Source organism: Corynebacterium ulceribovis DSM 45146, assembly GCF_000372445.1.
Classification (GTDB): Bacteria; Actinomycetota; Actinomycetes; order Mycobacteriales; family Mycobacteriaceae; genus Corynebacterium; species Corynebacterium ulceribovis.
The window spans coordinates 1046409-1066431 of record NZ_AQUY01000001.1; the positions used below are offsets into that span (position 1 = coordinate 1046409).

Here is a 20023-nt window from a genome sequence, read left to right on the forward strand (position 1 = left end):
GTTGACCGTGGATTTCGACTCGGAAGAGTTTGCCCCGTTTGATAGTGTGCCGCCGCGCCTCATGCAGCTTATTACTGCGCTGCGCGGGGCCGGCCATGAAGGCCGAACTGCGTCCTATCTCAAACGCTCTGCAAATGGTTATGGCCAGTACACCGTTCCGGAGAGTTTCCAACGAACGCTGGATCGCGATATCCGAGATTTAGCTGCCGTCGGGGTTTTCGTCGAAAAGGTGAATTTTCCCGATGGGGTGCGCTACCGGCTGAAAGGCAATAGTGCCGGCCATAATATTCGGTTTACTGCCGAGGAGTGGGCGCTCATTCAGGTTGCGACGTCGATGCTTTTGCAGCCCGATTTGCGGGCGCAGGTAGCGAATATGAGTATGAAACTCGCCCCGGCTGCGGTTGGTTCCGATCAATTCCACGCTATTCGTAATGCGTCCTATTTAATTCCGGATTCCATTTTGTTGTCTGCCGATGAGCACGCCAACTTGTTTGATGCGGTCGGCAAACATCCGGTGCAGTTTTTGTATCAGCCGAATTCGGCGACGGATTGGACTGAGCGGCAAATGGAGCCGTGGGGTTGGGAAGTCAAAGATGGCCGCACATACCTCATTGGTTGGGACACCGATCGCGATGCGGTCCGCGCTTTTCGCGCGCCGCATATCGATGACCTCCAGGTACGTACCGATCTGACGGTGACGCAGCCAGTGCCGTCTTCGCATGAGTTAGCCGCATTGGTCACCGAGTCACTGCGTCGCAATACCGTCGACCACGAGGACGCCGAGCTGTCCGTACCGTTGCGGTTAGTGTCGGCGTTCGCCAAGTGGCTTAGTGACGATAATCTGCCAACACATGCCGACATTGTCGCTGATGGGGAACGGTTGGTGCCGTTGAAGGTGTCCGGCGCTAACCCAGATGAGCTGCTGCGCACGATTTGTGAGTTTCAACCAGATGTCACGGTTCAGTCGCCCGAGTCGCTGAAGGACCAGGTGCGACAACGCTTCACGGGTATCCTTGGCGACTTGGATAAGGAAACTCCCATTGGTGGCGGTGAGGTAGTCACCGGTCAGATGGTGCGTAGCTACTTAGCGAATGTGATGGAGGACAGCGCGCCCCAGTCAGCGGAAGTCGCACCGAACGAGGTGCTGCAGTTATGGGCCCTGATTGAGATCCTGGAGAACGAAGCAACCGAGGAACCTATTGCATTCACGGAGCTCACGAGACGACTGGGCGTGACCCGCAGTGAACTGACGAAACTGCTGGAGATGATGGACCAAGTCGGGTCCGCGGAAGGCACCGGCATCGGAGTCAAGGCAGGGGACTTGCTTCTTGACGCTCACACCTACTCATACGTAGAAAGCGCGGAGGGGGTCCGTCTCACCCAGTCACTCCATGGCTTCTGGCGGCCGCTTGCAGCAGGTGAAGGCACCTGGGAAACCTCGCGGCAGGGATTCCGGGAGCTTTCCCACCTGCGGCCAGATGAGATCGGACTGACGCTCATCGCATTGAAGCACCTACGGTCGGCTCCAGCGTTGTACGGCGACGTGCAGTCCTTAGGCTCAGCGATAAGCAAACTGGAGTCGCTCGTTGGTATCGAGCCTTCCGACACAGCTGTCGCAGCGCCCGCGGCATCGAATCCGATTCATCACGCGATTGACCAAGCGCTGCAGCAGAATAAAGCCTTGCGGTTTACCTACCATGGCGAAACACGCAACACAGTCACCGAACGACTCGTCGATCCAGTGCGCGCCATTTTGAAGGATGGTCGTCCGTTCCTCGTGGCTATTGACCGGAAGGTCCACGACCAGACCCAGGACGTAGCTCAGTCCCGAAGGACGTTTTTCCTGGATCGGATGAGTGATATTGAAGTCAGTAGTGCCCGTCGGCGTCGATATGAGGACATTGATGTCGATGTCAATGATCCGGGCAATATCCGCGACGTTGAGCAGTGGGCTGAATTGCTGGTTGTTAAAGACCTGTGGTGGGTGGCTGACTACACCGATATCGAGTTGGTTTTCGACGACTCGGAACGGGCGTGGGGGTACTTGCCGCTTTTTGACGTTGCCTGGGCGGCACGTTTTATTCAGGCCTATGGGCCGGGAATTCAGGTTGTGGGACCCCATGAGCTGCGGGAAGTTTTGCGAAATCAGGTAGCAAAAACGTTGTCTCAGTTGGAATGTGACCCGGCGGACACAGCCCCGTCTAGCGGGGATAATTAGTCGGCGTTAAGCTGTGTGGAGCTATTAAGGAAAGGTAACGGAACATGCCTATTGGTTGGCCAGAACTTCTGATTATTTTGCTGGTTGTTGTTTTGCTCTTCGGGGCTCGGAAGTTGCCGGAAGCTGCGCGCTCTATTGGCCGTTCCGCTCGTATTTTCAAATCTGAAATGAACGAGATGCAGAACGAGAATGCGAAGAAGGAAATCGAAAAGACCCCGGCTTCGCAGCAGGAAACTCAGGCTCAGCAGCCACACGTGCAGCAGCCTACTCAGCAGCCTCAGGTGCAGCAGGACCGCACGCCAGAGCAGGACGCCTAACGGCATCGTCATTTCGCAATGACTTCTTCAGTCCCATCGTCCGAAGCCGACCGCCAACGCCGTCGTCAGCTCCGTGCTGAACGACGCCGCAAGCGGCAACTGAAACGCGAGATCCAAAACCGCCGGAGCAATCCGGAAGGTGCCATGTCAATTGTGCAGCACCTCAATGAGCTCCGCGACCGAGTGATCCAGATTCTGCTGGCCGTCGTGGTCGGCACCATCGTTGGGTTCATTTGGTACCAAACCGCGGTACCCGGTTTCAGTTTCACGATTCCTAAAGTCGGCACGGTGCAATGGGGCGGAATCCCAGCACTCGGTGAAATCCTTCGCGGCCCGTACTGCTCATTGGATCCAGATAAGCGGGTGAGCCTAACCGCTGATGGGGAATGCCGCCTGCTGGCCACAACCCCAATGGACATGTTTATGCTCCGACTTAAGGTCGGCGCATTGGCCGGTGTGGTGTTGTCGTCACCGTGGTGGTTGTACCAAATCTGGGCGTTCATCACCCCAGGACTCAAGCGCAATGAGCGCAAGCACACCCTGACTTTTGTCTCCGCTGCCGTGACCTTGTTTGTTCTTGGCGCAGTGCTGGCCTACTTCGTCGTGTCCTTCGGACTGGAGTTCCTGCTCACCATGGGTCAGGATTTCCAAGCCGCAGCACTGTCGGGTACGAGCTACTTCAACTTCCTGATCACCCTGATTGTGGTGTTTGGTGTCAGCTTTGAGCTACCGCTCATCATCATCATGCTCAACCGTGTGGGTGTTTTGAAGTACGAGCAGATGAAGGAAAAGCGGCACCTCATCATCATCGGCCTGTTCATTTTTGCTGCCTTTATGACGCCGGGTGGCGACCCAATGTCGATGGTTGCGCTGGCATCCACCATGGTGCTGCTGGCGGAAATCGCCATTCAGATTTCCCGCATCCATGACCGCAAACTGGTCGAAAAGCGACCAGAATGGCTGGATCTGGATGATGAAACTGCGTCCTCATTGGATTTGAGCGCCGGTGGAGTAGATGCCCCGCAGGGTCTTGGTTCGCCTAGCGATGTCGGTGCACCAACTGGGTTGGATACGCCATCCGATTTGGGTTCACCGTCGCAGCTCGGTGGAGTTTCACCGGTATCGGCTCCGACCTCAGTGCGTGAAACACGCCGCAACGATGGTGTATCCCGGCCACGTACTCAGCCGTTTGGCGGCGACTACGCCGAAGACTTGGGCGATTTTTCTGCCCGCGACACTGGTTCTTTCGACGACGTTCTGTAAGCTCAAAGCCGGCTCGCCGGGTCATTGCGCCGCAGCTTGCGGCGCGAGCGCGGAAATTGTGACACCCTGGTTATATGCACCCGCGTGAGGAAGACCTTCGGTTCGATATTGACGACGACGTCGAGTTCTTCGACCTCCATGAGGAGGACTACGATGACGACGTCGATGACGCCGACTTTGATGATGACTTCGATGTCGACGAACCCTATCCCGGCGAAGACTACGCCGATGAGTCTGGGACGCCACAGGAAGTCCCACAGCCTATGCCCGGCTCGCGGCTATTCCATTACACCGCCACGGACACAGCCGATAAGCCGATAGTCAAGCCGGGCAGTCTCCTGTCAGAATTCATTTCTGACTTGCCGTTTACCCCAGACGATTTCCAGCTCCGCGGCTGCATCTCCATTGAAGATGGCCGAGAAGTATTGGTCTGTGCACCAACCGGCGCCGGTAAAACCTTCGTTGGTGAGTTCGCAGTGTACGCAGCGAAAGCCACTGGCGGTAAATGCTTCTACACCACACCAATTAAGGCGCTGAGTAACCAGAAGTTCCACGACCTAGTCGATGAATACGGCGAAGATGCCGTCGGCTTGCTCACCGGTGATGTTGCGATTAATGGCGATGCCGACATTGTCGTCATGACCACCGAGGTGCTGCGCAACATGATCTACGCCGGCTCACCGGCGCTGCGCCGCCTCACGCACGTGGTCATGGACGAGATTCACTACCTCGCTGACCAGGAACGTGGCCCTGTTTGGGAAGAAGTGATCCTTAACCTCTCCGAAGACATCCATGTCATTGGACTGTCGGCCACGGTGTCGAACTCGGAGGAGTTTGGCCGCTGGATTTCCACAGTGCGTGGCGGCACCGACATTATTGTCTCGGATCTTCGCCCAGTGCCGCTGAACCAGTGGATGCTGGTGGGCAAGCATATGTTCCCGCTGTTCAAGCCAGGTAGTTTCGCTGTGAACCCAGACTTGCTACAGGCCACTGCCCGTGCAGAACATGGCGCACTGCTAGCGCAACGTGGCGGCCCAGTAGCTGACCGGGAACGGGACCGGTATGAATACCGACGCGGTGGCAATGCGAAATCGCGACGCGCTAAACGCCGGGAAGCTGAGCGTGGCCAGCGCCGCCGCCAATGGAATGATGACACCAGCGAAATTGCTGGCTACCGGCCACTGCGACGACCAGAAACTCTCCGCGTCTTGGGTAGCAATAAGATGCTGCCGGCGATTGTGTTCATTTTCTCCCGCGCTGGATGCGATGGCGCAGTGCGCCAATGCCTTGGCAACCGGCTGGTACTGACCTCCGAGTCCGAAGCGCAACGCATCGCAGAGATCGCCGATGCCGGCGTCGTCGATATTCCAGCAGCCGACCTTGAGGTACTTGACTACGACCGGGTCAAAACTGCGTGGACGCGCGGGGTAGCGGCGCACCATGCCGGTATGCTGCCAGCGTTCCGTCATATCGTCGAAAAGCTCTTTAATGAAGGGCTTGTCAAGGCAGTTTTCGCTACGGAAACGTTGGCGCTGGGCATTAATATGCCGGCCCGATCGGTGCTGCTGGAAAAGCTGGTGAAATTCAACGGTGAGGCACATGTGGACCTCACCCCAGGGCAGTACACGCAGATGACGGGCCGTGCGGGCCGCCGCGGGATTGACGTTGAAGGTAATGCGGTGGTGCAGTGGGCACCAGCGATGGATGCTCGGCAGGTCGCCGGTTTGGCGTCGACGCGTACCTACCCGCTGATTTCTACCTTCCGGCCGGGCTACAACATGTCCATCAACCTGCTGCGCACCATGGATTATGACGATGCGGTGCGACTGCTGGAGAAGTCCTTCGCCCAGTATCAGGCGGACGGCAGTGTGGTTGGTCAGGTCCGCGAACTCGAACGGGTGGAGCAGGACCTCGCTGAGCTGGAGCTGCAGCTACGCACAATGGTCGGCGAGCACTACGACGAGGCAGAGACCGAGTCCTTCCTGGAGTATATGGCGATCCGCGATGAGCTGTCTCGGGAAGAAAAGGCCGCGCGGAAGGCGAATTCGCGGCAGCGGGAGCAGGAAACTCAGGCGGTGTTGCGCAAGCTGAATGCCGGTGAGGTTATTGCTTTGCCGGGTAAGCGGCCGCAGCTCGCGGTGGTCACCCGGGTCGATACCAGCGCGGCGGCGCGGCCGACCGTGATTTCCGAGTCTGGGTGGACCGGACGGATTTACTCCTCAATGTTTGCGGTGGCCCCACCGGTGCTTGGCCGGATTCGGATTCCGGCTGATGCCGGCCGGCACCCGAAGCGGGCAGTTGGTCAGGTCAAGCAGGCACTGCGCCGGTCGCGGATTTCGGCACCAAAGCGCATCCCGACTGCTCCTCGGACTAAGGCTCGCCATTTGGCGCCAATCCGGGCGCGGCTCAAGGCGCATCCGGCGCACAAGTGGCCGCAGCGGGAGGAATTCGCCCGCGTCGGTGAGCAGATTAACCGCGCGCGCCGCAATGAGGCTCGCCTGCGGAAGAAGGTCGGCGGTGCTACCGACACGTTGGGTCGCATGTTTGACCGCATTTTGGCGCTGCTGACAGAGAAGAACTACCTCGAAGTCACCGACGGTCAGCGCACGGTGACGGTGGAAGGCGAGAAGCTGGCCCGCATCCACAACGAGGCGGACTTGCTGGTTGCCCAGTGCCTTTCCCGCGGTATTTGGGAAGGCTTGGACCCGGCAGAGCTCGCTGGTGCGGTCTCCGCTTTGGTGTTCGAAAACCGCCGCGAGATGGGTGTGGCGGGCGCATCCCCAACTGAGCCGTTGGATGGAGCGCTGGCGGCGACTCGTCGGATTTGGCAAGAGCTGGTTGCCGATGAGGTGCGCCATAAGTTGCCAACGACGCGCGAGCCGGATAATTCCTTCGCCACCGCGATGCACCAGTGGACAGCGGGCGCGCCATTGGGTTATTGCTTGGCGGCCGCGGAGGAAAACGGTGCGGAGCTGACCGCCGGTGACTTTGTCCGCTGGTGCCGCCAGGTTGTTGACCTGCTGATTCAGGTCCGCCAGACGGGCTACAGCGATGAGGTCCGCGACAATGCCTCCGATGCGATTACTGCGATTCGCCGCGGCGTGGTCGCGCTGGGTACGTAGCCCGACCAGTACGATTGGGGTTATGTCCACCACCAGCACTCTCGTCATTTTCGGCGGCGCCAGCGAAATCGGCGGTGAGGTCGCCCGACGACTCGCCGCCGGACGTCGAGTCGTTCTCGCTGCCCGCGACGTCAATAAGCTCACTGAACCGACCGCAACCATGCGCACCGCCGGCGCCGTGGAGGTTGTCCAGGTCCCCTTCGACGCTGCAGACATCACCGCGGCCACCGGGCTTGTTGACGAATTGGTCGCCGACTATGGGGCCATTGATATCGCAGTGGTCGCATTCGGGGTGCTCGGGGACCAAGCACGCGCCGAAGCTGATGGAGCGTATGCGGCTGACATCGTGCATGTGGATTACACCGCGCAGGTCGCATTACTAACGGCGCTGGCCAGCCAGATGAAGCGGCAGGGCGGCGGACAGATCGTGGCGTTTTCGTCGATTGCTGGTCATCGGGTGCGGCGCGCGAACTATGTCTATGGCAGCGCGAAAGCGGGCCTAGATGGTTTCATTCAAGGACTGCAGGATGCGTTGGCGGGCACAGGGGTGCAGTTGCTGCTGGCTCGGCCAGGGTTCGTCATTGGGCGGATGACCGAGGGGATGAAACCAGCGCCATTGTCGTCGACCCCGCAGCAGGTCGCCGAAGCGGTAGTTGAGGCGCTGGCGAAAGGTAAAACACGGATCTGGGTGCCCGGCGCGCTGGCGCTGCTCGCTGCGGCGATGTCGGTGACCCCGCGAGCGATCTGGCGGAGGATGCCGCGATGAGAGCGCTAGTAATTGCAGGTACGTCAGTGGCTTTGGAAATGGTGGAGCGGCTGCAGGCCGGCGGATGGCATGTCACATCAGTGGTCGCGCCGCATCATGCGCAGTCGCTGGTGCCACCTGGGGAAGTGCATATCGGTGGGTTCGGTGGGCCAGCGGGCCTGGTGAAGTGGCTGATTGCGCAAGGTGTTGAAGTGATCGTTGACGCTGCCGGTCCGTTTGCTGGAAAGATTTCGGTGTCGGTGTCGGAGGCGGCTCGGGCCACGGGTACACCGTTGATTGCGATTGTGCCGCAGCCGTGGATCCCGCAGCGCGCCGATAATTGGATTGAAGTGTCTGACTTGCGTACCGCGGCTGCGGTGGTGCGGGAACGTTACCGGAAGGTGGGCATGCAGATTTCGCCGGAGGTCGCGGCGAAGCTCAAGCTGGGGCCAAGTGTTTCTACCGTCTTCCCGCGGGGTGGATCAGCTGTTTCTCAGGAAATGATTGAGCAGCGTAGCTTGGACGCGGTTGTGGTGGGCAATACCGGCGATGCCACGGACGAGTTATCGCTGGCAGCGGCCCGGCGCGCCGGGGTACCAGTGGTGATGATTACACCGGAGCCACCGACGGTACGACCAGGTGTGCGGGTGGTCGCTGATGCCTCGGAAGCCTTACTACTTCCGCCGTTTCGTTAAAAATCGCTCAGAAGATAGTTAAATTATAGAAACCATTCCCCAAGAAAACTTTTTCCGAAGGAGTTTCATGGTTTCTACAAAACTTAAGTCCGTGCTGGGGTTGCTCGCCAGCGGCGCCTTGTTACTGAGCAGCGGGGCACATGCCGCCGCACAATCCTCGATGCCGGCCCCGGGGTTGCCGGCCCCAGGTGTGCCGGGGTCGTCCTTACCGGGTTCACTGCAGCCTGGTGGGCAGTCCGGTTCGGCGCAACAAGCCCCCGGTGACGCGGGTGATACCAAGACGCTGCCACAAGGAACGAGCGACTTCACGCCACTGCCGTCGCACCCAGCCCCAGCACCTAACCGGGGCCTGCTAGTGTCGCAGAAGGTGTTCGCGATTGCTGAGGGCAATGGCAGCGGCTCTGCCACGACGCAAGGACTAACTGCGAAGAAGGTCACGTACCGCACCACTGATTCCGTGGGCGGACAGCTCACGACCTCTGGGGTATTGACCGTCCCTAAGCAACCATGGAGAGGGAGGGGGCCGCGGCCGCTAGTGGCGGTGGCACCTGGAACCCAGGGCGTTGGCAAGCACTGTGATGCCTCTAATGCCTTCCGCACCGGTGTGCAGCTACGGATTAACCCAGTTGATGCTGTGATGCCGTATGAAGCGGTTATTGTGGCGCCATTGTTAGCCGCAGGCTACGCGGTGGTGGCTATCGACCATCCGCGTGACCCACACACCGGCTCCCAGAAGTATGTGGACAATATCGCCTCGGGGCAGGCACTTATCGATGCCGCCGCAGCCTCCCTGCAGGCTATGGGCGCACCGAAAGAAACCAAGGTTGGGTTCACCGGTTATTCGCAGGGCGGTGGCGCCGCTGGGTGGGCCGCGGAGAATGTGCACCGATACGCCCCAGAACTGAGCGTGAAGGCCAGCTATGTCGGAGCCCCACCCTCGGACCTGATGCAGGTGATGCGAGCCGTCGACGGGTCGCTTATTGCCGGAGTATTGGCTTACGCCACTAATCAAACCTTGGACAATATCCCGGAGCTGCGAGAAGAGCTAGAGCAGCAGGAGCTGAGCCCCCTGGGCCTGCACACGCTGCGGGTCAATGATTCACTGTGCATTGCAGGTTCGGCGTTCGCCTCTGGATTGGCAGATACCCGTACCATGATGCGCTCGCGGCAGTCGCTGATGCAGGTGGCGCACCGCTATCCGCAGCTGTTGCAGGCGTTGGAGCGGCAAAAGCTAGGCCAAGACCATCCGCGACATCCTGTGCTGCTGGGGTCGGGTCGCCACGATGACATCATTCCGCATGGCCAAGTCACCGATGTATTCCATGCGTGGCGTTCAAAAGGAACCCCTGTGCGTTACCGGGTCGATGAAACACCGCATCTGCCGGGCAAGCTGGGGATTAACCACATGATTCCGTATATGGCGGATTTGCCGCACATTCTGGCGCTATTCAAGCGCCACTTGGGTTAGCTAGTGGACGAGACCTCGTACTCGCCGTCCGCCAGTGCGAGGTACTCAATGAAGTTGCCACGCGGCAAGCCACAACGCATGTCACAGCCGGCAAAGTGCACGCGGCCTGCAGGCAAATCACCGGAATGAACCGCAGTTTCGGCATCACCTTCGGTATTGGATAGCGATAGGTGGCAGTGCGGGCAGGCCGAGACTCGCAACCATGGCGACTCTTGGTCGAAGACAAGGCCCCGGGGCGCCAGCACCCGCAGCACCGACTCCGCTTCATGCTCATCGAGGTCGTGGATGAGTATGGAGCGCCATGGGGTCACCGTCACAGCAGCTTCAGTTGCTGCGAGCAGCTGCACTACCTCCGAGGTCAGCTCACCGAATCGTAGGCCTGCACCAAGCGTAATTTTCCCGTCTTCTTGGGCCAGCCAGCCAACAAGGTCCAGGCCGGGCCGGAGCGCTGAGACTGCCGCGGTGGAATCCACGATCTCCAGTTCGCGTTTGATTGTTGGCGCCGGGCCCGCCAGCCGCTGCTCATATTCGGCGACCATCCGGTCCACCACATCGTCCCACGCCACGTGGTCCGCAGTTGCTTCGCCGTCAAGAATCAGCCGGAACCGGTCTGGCTCGTCCGCAATAACTCCGACCGTTGGTTTCAACGCTGCGATGTCGCCCCTTCCGTCATCAAGCCCAAAGAACGGTGACCACGCGGCAACCGGCAGGCCGGTGGCGCGGCTGGCTAACTCGGTGTAAAGGTCGCGGATATCCGCCCAGCCGCCGCTGCGGCCGGACATGGGGGAGAAGGCGACGACCGGGCCCGGCACAGCGGTATGTACCGGCCAGCCAAGCTCGCGAGCGGCAGCGGTTAACGCTTCTGGGTCGGAGACCTGACCAATTTCGAGGTCGCCATCATCAACGATTTGGACGTCCCCAGAGCCGAATTCAGCGGCAAGCTTCGCAATATGTGCCCAGGTCACGCTACTGACATCCATTGCGTGAAACCGCACGCGCGCGATACCTGCGCGGCCGGGAAAATCAGCAATGTACAACAGTGGAGTTTCTGGGGACAATTTGGTCATGCGTCCATGCTAGTGTGCAACGCGACAAAACCAACGAAGTTGTACCCTAAATGGGTTCATTATTCCCGACTTGTTACCCCCAAGGATGTTCATGGCTGTGGTGTCGAAGCCCGGTGTGGCTCGGATTGGAGCAGCCATTGTTGCTGGTCTGCTCATGTTACCGGCGTTCCAACCAGTGGGCTGGTGGCCGTTAGCGCTGGTAGCGGTAGCGGTACTGACTGCGGCGCTGCTGCCGTGGCGTATGTGGTCGGCGCCGACGTTACGTCAAGCGTTCGGACTTGGCTACCTCTTTGGCGTCGTGTTCCTCTTTGGGCACCTGAACTGGGTGGGGGTGTATGTTGGCGCCTTCGCACCGGCTGCGCTGGCAGCATTCCTTGCGCTGTACTACGGCCTCTTCGCTCTTGGGGCCGCCGCGATAATGCGTACGCCGTGGCCTGCGTGGTTGCAGTGGCCGGCGGTGGCGTTGTGGTTCGTGGCGTCGGAGGCTGCGTATTCGCGTTTCCCCTTCGGCGGTTTCCCGTGGCCGCGGCTGGGTTGGAGCCAGGTTGGTGGGCCGTTACAGCAGTGGGCGGTTGTCGGCGGGCCAGTGTTGGTGTCGGCAATGGCGGCGCTGGCCGGGGTCGGTCTGCTGGGGTTACTGCGTCGGCGCTTTGTGACGTCCGCAGCGATGCTGTTGGTCCCGTTAGTGCTGCCAGCGGTGCTGCTGGTGTGGCCTGGCGTGGGCGGCGCGGATGCTGAGGAATTGGGCGCTGGTGGTGTTGAGGGTGCCGGTGACGCTGGCGCTTCCGAGCAGCTAGAGGTCTTGGCTGTGCAGGGCAATGTGCCCCGATTGGGTCTAGATTTCAATGCGCAGCGCCGGGCTGTGCTGACCAACCACGTGGACCAGACCCTCGATTATGTGGACCGTCAGGTAAAGACCGGTGCGCGGCCGGAACCGCAGCTGGTGCTGTGGCCGGAAAATGCCTCCGACGTCAGTCCGTTTCGGGACCAGGCGGCCGCTGATCTGATTGACCGAGCGGCGGTTGGGGCGCAGGCACCGATTGTGGCGGGCACGTTTACCTATGGGCCGGAACAGCAGGTCTATAACTCGATGGTGGTGTGGGACCCGCAGCAGGGGCCGACCGGGGAGGTGCATGAGAAAATTCATGTGCAACCGTTTGGTGAATATATGCCGTATCGCAGTTTCTTCCGAAAGTTCACCAGTTTGGTGGATCAGGCTGGGTTCATTGAGCCTGGGGCAGGCGATGGTGTGTTGAATGTGGAGGTTGCGGGCCGCGATGCGCCCGTGCAGCTGGGGATCGCAACCTGCTACGAGGTGGCGTTTGACCCGGCGTATCGCCGCGCGGTCGGCAATGGTGCGCAGTTACTGGTGACGCCAACGAATAATGCGACGTTCGGGTTCACGGATATGACCTATCAGCAGTTGGCGATGAGCCGGATGCGGGCCATTGAGATGGACCGGGCGGTTGTAGTGGTGGCCACCAGTGGGGTGAGCGCGTTGGTGCTGCCGGATGGTTCGGTCATTGAACAGTCGGAAATTTTTGAGCCGGCCCAGTTGGCAGCCGCGTTGCCGCTGAAGGATAGCCGCACTATTGCCTCCCGTTTTGGGGCGGAGATCAGCCGGGCAGTGATTACTGTCGGTGCCATCGGCGGGCTTTTGGCGTTGGGCTTGTCGCTCCGACGGCGACGGGGAACTACAGTAGAAGTCAAACACCAACAGCAAGGAGAGATCGTTGACCGCACCAAGTGACAAGACCCTGGTCATTATCCCGACTTTCAACGAACGCGAATCCCTACCGGATGTGGTTCGCCGCACGCTGGAAGCAAACCCAGAGGTCCACATTCTGGTGGTCGACGACAGTTCCCCAGACGGCACTGGTGAAATTGCCGAGGAACTTGCCAAAACTGATATCGCCGAACGTGGTGACGGCAACGGCCGCATTTTCGTCAAGCACCGTGCCACCAAGGACGGCCTGTATGGCGCTTACAAAGCGGGCTTTGAATGGGGCTTGGAGCGCGACTACCAGGTGCTGTGCGAAATGGACGCGGACGGCTCCCACCAGCCAGAGCAGCTGCATTTGCTGCTGGAGGCTGTCGATGCCGGCGCTGACTTGGTCATTGGTTCGCGTTATGTGCCAGGTGGCAAAACCGTCAACTGGCCACTGAGCCGCCTGGTGCTGTCCAAGGGCGGCAACCTGTACATCGGCATGGCACTGGGTACCGGCATTAAGGACATCACTGCGGGCTACCGTGCCTTCCGCCGCGAAGTGCTCGAAACCTTGGACTTGGATGCGGTGACCGGTTCGGCGTACCTGTTCCAGACCGACCTGGGCCGCAAGGCCGTGTACGCGGAATTCGATGTTCGTGAAGTGCCAATTACCTTCATTGAGCGGGAAACTGGCGAGTCGAAGATGAGCGGTTCTTTCGTCACCGAGTCGCTGAGCCAGGTGACCATGTGGGGCTTTGAACATTGGGGCGGCTTGGCAAAGGACATTTCCGGCGAGTTGTTCCGCTTGGGTAAGCATGGCGTGCAGCAGATGCTCAAGCGTCCAGACTGGCGCGTGAAGTAGGGAAGTCGGCGCACCCCGCGCCGGGCTCTTGGCAGCACAAAAAGGGGCGGCTCGCAGTTGGTTGCGGGCCGCCCCTTTTGGTTTTGATGGGCGTCGAGCTAGGTGCTCTGCCTAGTGCTTACTTCTTGTTTTCGGCTTCGTCTTGGCGCTGCATGCGGGCAGCGTTGCGGCGACGCGAGCGCAGCAGTTCCAAGCGTTCTTCCATCAGAATGTCAAGTTCTTCGATGCTGCGGCGTTCGCGGAGCATGTCCCAGTGGGTGCGTGGTGGTTTCGCTGGCTTGGCTTCGAAGCCTTCGCCTTCCATGAGGTAGCCGGTTTCGCCGTTTTTGCACAGCCACTCTGCAGGGATTTCTGCTTCTTCTGCGAATGGGACCTCAAAAACTTGTCCGGTGTCAGTCTTGTATTTGACCATTTGCCGTGGCGCGAGGTCGTGGTCACGGTCGGTTTCGTAGCTGACAGCACCCATGCGACTGCCGCGGAGTACGCGATCTGCCATTGTGGTGTCCCCTTTCCTTTTCCGACCTTCTAATATAGCCCACTTTGTCCGCGTGGTGCCAGCCTGTGGCAGGTTTGCCCAGCTAAGGTCAAGTCTGTGAACAGCGACCCCCAACTTGTTAAAGCCCGGTGTGACTGGTGCGGCCGCAGTTTTGAGTATCCGCTGCGTGGTCGTCGCCGAAAGTATTGCAGCCGGTCCTGCCGTCAGCGTGCGTATGAAAAACGCAATTCCACTGGCTTTGCTGGGGAAAGCGCCGTCCCGGTGGAGCAGATTGTGTCGCGCCGTGAGGCAGTCGTCGACCTCACTTTTCAGCTCCGCTGCGCCGCAGAGGACGTCAGCACCGCTGTTGCGGAGGGTTCGTCCCAGAAGGAAGTGCAGGGGCTTGTTGACGAATTGGTGCGACTTGCAACACAAGTTGAGCGAGCGGTAGGCGAGTGACCGGCATCTTTATCGGTTTTGCTCCTGTTTGGGGTTGACCGTGATACCCGTCGGGGTGTCTCAATAGTGGAATTGGGTGGGGAAGGGCTACCATCAAGCATTATGAAACGGACTGTTATTGGAATCGTCGTTGCTCTGGTTACCGTGTTGACGCTTTTTGCGGTCGGCGTTGTCGCTTACCTCACCATGATGGGGCCCGGTTCAAAGACAGCAACCCTGGATTCCACTGACGCAGAACCTGCTTCCACCGACATGAATGGCCACTGGAATATCATTGATCGCGCTGGTCAGAACACATCTTCGGCTGGTTACACATTCCATGAACTGCTGCCGAATGAGGCGCGCGATACCTCCGGCACCACTGAAGATGTGGACGGTCAGATCACTGTGGAGGACGACAAGATTGTCTCCGGTGATGTGACCGTCAATATGGACACGGTGTCCTCGGACAACAAGAAGCGGGACAACTCAGTTCGGGATCGTATTTTCTTCACCTACAAGTACCCAGAGTCCAAGTTCCGGATTACCGAGCCAGTGGATGTGTCGTCATTGCCAGATGATGGCACCGTCGGCACCGTGAAGCTGACCGGTGACTTGACGATCTTGTCGACCACTCGTGAAGTCTCCGGTGAAGTGCGTGCGCTGCGCACTGGCAATCGGGTGATTGTCGGCGGCGACATTCCGATTAACCGGAAGGACTTCGGTGTGGAAGCTCCTGAGCTGGTTGCGGCGAAAATTGATGAAGAAGGCGAGCTGAATCTGTTGCTGGTCTTCGAAAAGCAGTAGTCACAACCAGCAGTATCGTCACAGTGACGTTTCTAACCCAATTGGCAGCACTGCCAGAAACAGCCACAAGAGGGGCCTGACAAGTGAATAAGCGGCAAACGACCAGCTTTCTGCTCACTGCAGTAGTCACCGCGATCGCCATCGCATGCGCGCGCATCTTTGATTCTGCCAATGCACCGTTCTTCATCGCGATGGCGGCTTTTGCCGTCACATACGGAGCGCTCGACATCTGGCGCGCCCGCACCAACGAAACCGCAGATATCCGCGTGAAGGTTCAGAGCCTGGACGCCGAGCGGTATAAGTCCATTGCCTTTGAGTCTGGCCGCGGCGCAGCCATCCGAGCGATCCAGGAAGACCATGAGGGCATCTCCAAGGCGCATGCACAACGACTGTGGCGGGACATCATCGAGCTGGAACGCGGCAAACCCCAGAGCTAAGCACCTACTGAACTAAGCACCACCTCGACAATAACCCCTGTTAGCCGATAATCTACATTATGTCATTTTGCAGATATCTGGAGCTGCCCCGTCGACAGCTCACTAACTAGGAACAGCTATCGCTGCACCCACAGCACGACGCGGATTCGTCCCCAGCAAACGCCCGCCCTGTTGACGTCGCGCAGCCATCGCCGACCCAAGCCTCCCGGCCCTCATGCACAGCAATCATGGCAATCACAAGCGCCGCAATTGGGTCAGCCTGCCACCAGCCGAACGCCGCGTTAAGCACCAGACCAATCAGCACCGCCGCCGACAGGTACGCACACACCAACAGCTGCTTGGAATCCGCCACCGCGGTCGCCGATCCCAGCGCCTGACCAGTCCGGCGCTCCACAACGGAAATCGCCGGCATCAACACCACGCTGACTGCCGCCAGAATAATGCCGACTGTGCTGTGTTCCGGCTGTTCACCGGTCCAGAGGGTCTGCACCGCATCTATCGTCACAAAGGCGGCCAGGGCGAAAAATGCCAACGCAATAATCTTTAGCGTCGGACCTTCCCACTTCTTCGGATCCTGGCGCGTGAACTGCCATGCAACTGCCAGTGCGGATGTCACCTCAATCGTCGAGTCCAGACCAAAACCGAGCAACGCCCCAGAATCAGCGACGCTACCTGCAGAAATAGCAATAACCGCTTCGATGACATTGTAGGCAATGGTGAACGCCACAATGAAGCGAATGCGCCGCTGCAGTTTGTTCGCATTGGGTGTGAGATTGATTTGTTTCGCAGTTGAAGTCACGCCTGCCGAGTCTACTCGCCTACTCAACTTCACTACACTGAACGGTGTGCATGCTCTTGTCTACCCACCCACAATGCTGCGCGGCGATGGCCTGACCCCGGACTATCCGCTCGACGCACCACTAGCCCATCGGCGCTGGTGGCAACACCCAATGGCGCGGTTCGCAGCCTTCCTCGTCCTGCTATTCGTGACAGCGACCCTGTTGCAAATACCGGCACTGTTCGCGCCCGACAATGACAACATCTTCGTCACCATGTACCTGGCCGTCGCCATCATTGCAGCGGCTGTACTGTCCTACTGGGTAACCGTCCGCTTCATCGAACGACGCCCTATGTTCGAGTTGTCACCTCGCCGCGCCGGTGGCCTATTGGTTGGCCTGCTCGTTGGCATCGTCTGCTTCACTGTTGTGCTGCTCGCGGTGTGGGCATTCGGCGGTATCTTCTTCCTCGGTACTGGCTTTCCAACAGCCAGCTCGCTGGTCACCCTGCTGTTTTCCGCCGGATTTACTGCCGGTATCGTCGAGGAAATCCTCATGCGTGGCATGCTGCTGCGCCTGCTCGAGGAGTTTCTTGGCACGTGGTGGGCGATTATCGGCTCTGGCTTTATCTTCGGCATGATGCACATGGGCAACACCAACGCCACTTGGCTCAGCGCCACCTCCATTGCGCTGCAAGCCGGTCTACTGTTCGGAGCCCTCTATTGCCTCACCCGCAACTTGTGGCTCTGCATCGGACTGCATTTCGCGTGGAACATGTTGCAGGGCTTGTTCGGGATCGCAGTGTCCGGCAATGCCGTAGCTGGTTTCATCCGCACGGAAGCGGTCGGAAATGACCTCATTTCCGGTGGCGCATTTGGTTTGGAAGGCTCCCTCATCACGACGGTGCTACTCGGTGCATTCGCCATCGCAGTGATGTGGCAGATTCACCGCCGTGACTTGGTGATTTCCCCAATGTGGTCCCGCGCCGCTGCCACCGCAGACCGCGCCGACGGCCCAACCCCCGCCAAGGTTGCCGACCCTAAACCACACCAGTTGCCATAGCCCACCAGGTAAAGCCCAGGGTGCTGCGGCGTTTTTTGCTTAATGACGCCACGAAGATGCGTTGATTCGGGACGGTAGCCAGTACACCAAATCAGATAGTCCGCAGCTACCTCATCCAGGCTATGAAACATCGGTGTTGCGGTGAGTTTTCCGGCGTCTCGGGCTGCGAGCACCGGCGGCACCATCACAATGTCCCCGATGGGATTGCGATCGGGCACGTCCACCGGTTCGGTATCCGGATTGCCTTCTTGCTCTCGGCGAAATTTATCAAAGTTCTGGAATAGCACTCGCCCATCGACCTCATCGGGCATCCACCGCGGCGGCTCCTTGGTGTACCACGTCACATCAGCCACGTTGACTAGGTCTGCGGCAACCTGCGCCGCAGAATTCGCGCCGCCGACCACTGCTACGCGGGTTCCGGCGTATTTCTCCGGCCCGCGGTACTGCTCATTATGCAGCTGCACCCCAGAAAACGCACCAGGATACCGAGGCACAAAAGGCCTGCTGCGAGTGCCGGTCGCTGAAATGACCGCCAGCGCACGGCAGCGCTGACCACCGATATGCAACACAAAATGGGCGCGCTGTTCCCCTGCGTCCTGTCCCCCTTCGCCCTCGGCCTTGCCGCCAGGCTGCCATGTCACGCGGTCTACGTGCGCGGGCCGAACCACTGGCACGTCAAACCGCCGCTCAAACTCTGTCAGATAGTCAATGACATGTGTATATGGCGGAAAACCGTCATACTTCGGCATCGGCATGCCCGGCAGGTTGGAGAACTCATGGGTCGAAAACAGCGTGAGGTTCGACCAAGAGTTCTGCCACGCGCCGCCAGCTGCTTCCCTATCGTCAAAAAGCACAAAGCTCAGCCCACTGCGGTGCAGGTAGTATGCGCAGGCTAACGCCGACTGCCCACCTCCAATGACAGCAACGTCAACGGAAATGGGCAGGTCAGGTGTATTGATGGCGGACACAGGGCCTGGAACTGGGTTCTTAGTTCAGGGCAGCCAGTGCTTCGTCGTAGTTCGGCTCTTCGCCGATTTCGTCGTTGACCTTGGTGTAGAGCACCTTGCTGTTTTCGTCAGCAACGATGACAGCGCGACCCAGCAGGCCAGCCAGTGGGCCGTCCTCCTGCACCAAGCCGAAGGCCCCACCGAAGTTGTGGCGGAAGTCAGAAGCTGCCTGCACGTTGTCAATACCTTCTGCTGCGCAGAAACGATCCAAGGCAAATGGCAGGTCGCGGGAAACGTTCAGCACCACGGTGTTGTCCAGGGATGCAGCACGCTCGTTGAACTCGCGAACCGACGCAGCGCACACGCCAGTATCAACAGACGGGAAAACCGAAATAACTACGCGCTTACCAGCGAAGTTCGCTGGAGTGATGTCAGCCAAGTCAGTGCCGACAACGGTGAATTCTGGCAGGGAATCTCCCACGGCTGGCAGGTTGCCGGAGAGCTGGACAGGGGTTCCTTTGAATGCGGTGTTCGTCATGCCTCCGTGTATACCAAAGAAAAAGCTCCGACATGGACGTTTATCAACGGCGCTGGTCAGCGGGTTGCGACATGTGCGACATAGCCGACATGTGCGACATGGACGACCCGGCTGCCGGGGCTAGTGCGGGACCAGTGCGGGACGGGCGGGACATGGTGACGGAATAACCACGTCGCCGGAACGTGTCGAAGAAGCGGGAAAACGTCGACAGGTCGCCCACCCATGTGAGTTGCGTCACCTATGCAGTTTTTAACTTGCATTGCAGTCTAGACACTGTAGACTGGTGTTAGAACGAAGGAGCAGAACAATGACCTACTTCCGAATCCAGCCAGCAGACCGCCCCGACATCCTCGACCCAGAATTCCAGACCAGCACCAGCTGGAACGACCTCGGCGACGACGACCGCATCCGCCGCGGCGTCTCCGTCTGCGATACCCGCGAAGAGCTCGCCGAGTACCTCGCCCAGTCTGGCATGCCGTTCGACGAAACCTGGGAGCTGCTCGAGGTCGAGGGCGCTCGCTCCGACGACCAAGACGAGGATGCACACCTAGGCTGCACCCTCATAATCCCGACCGCCATCATCGCTCGCGAGTCCATCGCCGACAGCTTCATGGTCGAAATCTTCGACGCCTACGACGCACTCGCCGCCTAATCTCCAGCTACCCCGCCATCACAGAAAAGGAACAGGGCGATGACCATCAAGTCCCAAATCTTCACCGCCGAGCATCTCGACGGCCTGTCATACCTCACCCCATACGAAAAGGAGCAGCGCGCACTGCCTGCCACGCCTGCACAAATCAAATACATCATGATCTTGCTGTGGAACAAGGGCATTCACACGAACGAATTTTTGCTCCCAGCCAGCACCTACATCGGCATCCCAACCGCCGACGACCTCGAGCAATACAACCGCTCGCTAGCAAGCGGCGCCATCGAATGGCTCAAAGAGTGCAGCAGGGAAAACTATGGCCTGCACAGCATGCGCAAGAGCGCCGCTAGTGAGGACTATGGATGGAGCCGCTACCTCGGCAACATCAGCGACCACACCGCCGACCTATAACCCGCCATCAGTAAAAGG

At 59.3% G+C, this 20023-nt stretch carries 21 protein-coding genes; 15 read left to right on the plus strand and 6 right to left on the minus strand.

Features of this window, described 5'->3' with window-relative positions; all coding sequences use genetic code 11:
• Positions 1-7 precede the first annotated feature (7 nt).
• The 7 genes from A3EC_RS0104845 to A3EC_RS11365 all read left to right on the plus strand — a co-directional run bounded on the left by A3EC_RS0104845 (position 8) and on the right by A3EC_RS11365 (position 9828).
• Complete coding sequence (locus A3EC_RS0104845) at positions 8-2218, plus strand: helix-turn-helix transcriptional regulator (protein WP_018024049.1); 2211 nt, start codon at positions 8-10, stop codon at positions 2216-2218.
• 44 nt (positions 2219-2262) lie between these two features.
• Positions 2263-2535 (plus strand): Sec-independent protein translocase subunit TatA, encoded by a 273-nt coding sequence (gene tatA / locus A3EC_RS0104850; protein WP_018024050.1) that lies wholly within the window; start codon positions 2263-2265, stop codon positions 2533-2535.
• Positions 2536-2553: 18 nt separating this feature from the next.
• Positions 2554-3798 (plus strand): twin-arginine translocase subunit TatC, encoded by a 1245-nt coding sequence (gene tatC, locus A3EC_RS0104855; protein WP_018024051.1) that lies wholly within the window; start codon positions 2554-2556, stop codon positions 3796-3798.
• A gap of 74 nt (positions 3799-3872) precedes the next feature.
• Positions 3873-6920, plus strand: coding sequence for a DEAD/DEAH box helicase (locus tag A3EC_RS0104860; RefSeq protein ID WP_018024052.1), 3048 nt, complete (start codon positions 3873-3875; stop codon positions 6918-6920).
• 22 nt (positions 6921-6942) lie between these two features.
• Positions 6943-7686, plus strand: coding sequence for a decaprenylphospho-beta-D-erythro-pentofuranosid-2-ulose 2-reductase (gene dprE2 / locus A3EC_RS0104865; RefSeq protein WP_018024053.1), 744 nt, complete (start codon positions 6943-6945; stop codon positions 7684-7686).
• Positions 7683-8360, plus strand: coding sequence for a precorrin-6A/cobalt-precorrin-6A reductase (locus A3EC_RS12405; RefSeq protein WP_083879948.1), 678 nt, complete (start codon positions 7683-7685; stop codon positions 8358-8360). Before dprE2 ends, A3EC_RS12405 begins: the two co-directional genes overlap by 4 nt.
• A gap of 67 nt (positions 8361-8427) precedes the next feature.
• Positions 8428-9828: a lipase family protein gene (locus tag A3EC_RS11365; protein WP_018024055.1), complete on the plus strand. Its 1401-nt coding sequence runs from the start codon at positions 8428-8430 to the stop codon at positions 9826-9828.
• Here the strand turns inward: A3EC_RS11365 and A3EC_RS11370 are convergent.
• Positions 9825-10895: a hypothetical protein gene (locus tag A3EC_RS11370; protein ID WP_018024056.1), complete on the minus strand. Its 1071-nt coding sequence runs from the start codon at positions 10893-10895 to the stop codon at positions 9825-9827. The genes A3EC_RS11365 and A3EC_RS11370 overlap by 4 nt on opposite strands.
• Before the next feature lie 91 nt (positions 10896-10986).
• On the opposite strand from A3EC_RS11370, the gene lnt reads away from it, so the two are divergent.
• Together lnt and A3EC_RS0104890 are read left to right on the plus strand one after the other, a co-directional pair.
• Positions 10987-12645, plus strand: coding sequence for an apolipoprotein N-acyltransferase (gene lnt / locus A3EC_RS0104885; RefSeq protein ID WP_018024057.1), 1659 nt, complete (start codon positions 10987-10989; stop codon positions 12643-12645).
• Positions 12629-13465: a polyprenol monophosphomannose synthase gene (locus A3EC_RS0104890; protein ID WP_018024058.1), complete on the plus strand. Its 837-nt coding sequence runs from the start codon at positions 12629-12631 to the stop codon at positions 13463-13465. Before lnt ends, A3EC_RS0104890 begins: the two co-directional genes overlap by 17 nt.
• 118 nt (positions 13466-13583) lie before the next feature.
• Here A3EC_RS0104890 and A3EC_RS0104895 read toward each other — a convergent pair whose 3' ends face one another.
• A complete protein-coding gene (locus A3EC_RS0104895) occupies positions 13584-13961 on the minus strand; it encodes an RNA polymerase-binding protein RbpA (RefSeq protein WP_018024059.1) in 378 nt (125 codons plus the stop codon).
• A gap of 96 nt (positions 13962-14057) precedes the next feature.
• Between A3EC_RS0104895 and A3EC_RS0104900 the strand changes: the two genes are divergently transcribed.
• The 3 genes from A3EC_RS0104900 to A3EC_RS0104910 all read left to right on the plus strand — a co-directional run bounded on the left by A3EC_RS0104900 (position 14058) and on the right by A3EC_RS0104910 (position 15622).
• Positions 14058-14399, plus strand: a complete 342-nt coding sequence (locus tag A3EC_RS0104900) for a hypothetical protein (protein ID WP_083879949.1) — start codon at positions 14058-14060, stop codon at positions 14397-14399.
• A 102-nt stretch (positions 14400-14501) separates the two neighbouring features.
• Positions 14502-15185 carry a YceI family protein gene (locus A3EC_RS0104905; RefSeq protein WP_018024061.1) on the plus strand — a complete coding sequence of 228 codons (684 nt, stop codon included), beginning with the start codon at positions 14502-14504 and terminating at the stop codon, positions 15183-15185.
• 83 nt (positions 15186-15268) lie between these two features.
• On the plus strand, positions 15269-15622 hold the full coding sequence (locus A3EC_RS0104910) for a hypothetical protein (RefSeq protein WP_018024062.1): 354 nt from the start codon (positions 15269-15271) through the stop codon (positions 15620-15622).
• Between the two features lie 106 nt (positions 15623-15728).
• Here A3EC_RS0104910 and A3EC_RS0104915 read toward each other — a convergent pair whose 3' ends face one another.
• Entirely contained in the window at positions 15729-16421 is a 693-nt protein-coding gene (locus tag A3EC_RS0104915; protein ID WP_018024063.1) for a cation efflux transmembrane domain-containing protein, read from the minus strand.
• Between the two features lie 46 nt (positions 16422-16467).
• Between A3EC_RS0104915 and A3EC_RS11375 the strand changes: the two genes are divergently transcribed.
• Positions 16468-17460: a CPBP family intramembrane glutamic endopeptidase gene (locus A3EC_RS11375; protein WP_169331391.1), complete on the plus strand. Its 993-nt coding sequence runs from the start codon at positions 16468-16470 to the stop codon at positions 17458-17460.
• Here A3EC_RS11375 and A3EC_RS12715 read toward each other — a convergent pair.
• Genes A3EC_RS12715 through A3EC_RS12875 form a run of 3 tightly spaced genes read right to left on the minus strand, consistent with a single transcriptional unit; the run spans position 17343 to position 19183 of the window.
• On the minus strand, positions 17343-18428 hold the full coding sequence (locus tag A3EC_RS12715; RefSeq protein WP_245532932.1) for an FAD-dependent oxidoreductase: 1086 nt from the start codon (positions 18426-18428) through the stop codon (positions 17343-17345). The genes A3EC_RS11375 and A3EC_RS12715 overlap by 118 nt on opposite strands.
• 19 nt (positions 18429-18447) lie before the next feature.
• On the minus strand, positions 18448-18945 hold the full coding sequence (gene tpx, locus A3EC_RS0104925) for a thiol peroxidase (RefSeq protein WP_018024065.1): 498 nt from the start codon (positions 18943-18945) through the stop codon (positions 18448-18450).
• 43 nt (positions 18946-18988) lie between these two features.
• Positions 18989-19183: a hypothetical protein gene (locus tag A3EC_RS12875; protein WP_156812820.1), complete on the minus strand. Its 195-nt coding sequence runs from the start codon at positions 19181-19183 to the stop codon at positions 18989-18991.
• 69 nt (positions 19184-19252) lie between these two features.
• On the opposite strand from A3EC_RS12875, the gene A3EC_RS0104935 reads away from it, so the two are divergent.
• Positions 19253-19597: a hypothetical protein gene (locus tag A3EC_RS0104935; protein WP_018024067.1), complete on the plus strand. Its 345-nt coding sequence runs from the start codon at positions 19253-19255 to the stop codon at positions 19595-19597.
• A gap of 39 nt (positions 19598-19636) precedes the next feature.
• Positions 19637-20005, plus strand: coding sequence for a hypothetical protein (locus A3EC_RS0104940; RefSeq protein WP_018024068.1), 369 nt, complete (start codon positions 19637-19639; stop codon positions 20003-20005).
• Positions 20006-20023: the final 18 nt, after the last annotated feature.

Excerpts from the sequence above, each read along its gene's own strand:
- A3EC_RS12405 (WP_083879948.1), top strand. The coding sequence starts at position 7,683 with ATGAGAGCGCTAGTAATTGCAGGTACGTCAGTGGCTTTGGAAATGGTG.
- lnt (WP_018024057.1), top strand. The coding sequence starts at position 10,987 with ATGGCTGTGGTGTCGAAGCCCGGTGTGGCTCGGATTGGAGCAGCCATT.
- A3EC_RS0104860 (WP_018024052.1), top strand. The coding sequence starts at position 3,873 with ATGCACCCGCGTGAGGAAGACCTTCGGTTCGATATTGACGACGACGTC.
- A3EC_RS0104895 (WP_018024059.1), bottom strand. The coding sequence starts at position 13,961 with ATGGCAGATCGCGTACTCCGCGGCAGTCGCATGGGTGCTGTCAGCTAC.
- A3EC_RS11370 (WP_018024056.1), bottom strand. The coding sequence starts at position 10,895 with ATGACCAAATTGTCCCCAGAAACTCCACTGTTGTACATTGCTGATTTT.
- A3EC_RS0104935 (WP_018024067.1), top strand. The coding sequence starts at position 19,253 with ATGACCTACTTCCGAATCCAGCCAGCAGACCGCCCCGACATCCTCGAC.
- tpx (WP_018024065.1), bottom strand. The coding sequence starts at position 18,945 with ATGACGAACACCGCATTCAAAGGAACCCCTGTCCAGCTCTCCGGCAAC.
- A3EC_RS0104940 (WP_018024068.1), top strand. The coding sequence starts at position 19,637 with ATGACCATCAAGTCCCAAATCTTCACCGCCGAGCATCTCGACGGCCTG.
- tatA (WP_018024050.1), top strand. The coding sequence starts at position 2,263 with ATGCCTATTGGTTGGCCAGAACTTCTGATTATTTTGCTGGTTGTTGTT.
- tatC (WP_018024051.1), top strand. The coding sequence starts at position 2,554 with ATGACTTCTTCAGTCCCATCGTCCGAAGCCGACCGCCAACGCCGTCGT.
- A3EC_RS11365 (WP_018024055.1), top strand. The coding sequence starts at position 8,428 with ATGGTTTCTACAAAACTTAAGTCCGTGCTGGGGTTGCTCGCCAGCGGC.
- A3EC_RS0104905 (WP_018024061.1), top strand. The coding sequence starts at position 14,502 with ATGAAACGGACTGTTATTGGAATCGTCGTTGCTCTGGTTACCGTGTTG.
- dprE2 (WP_018024053.1), top strand. The coding sequence starts at position 6,943 with ATGTCCACCACCAGCACTCTCGTCATTTTCGGCGGCGCCAGCGAAATC.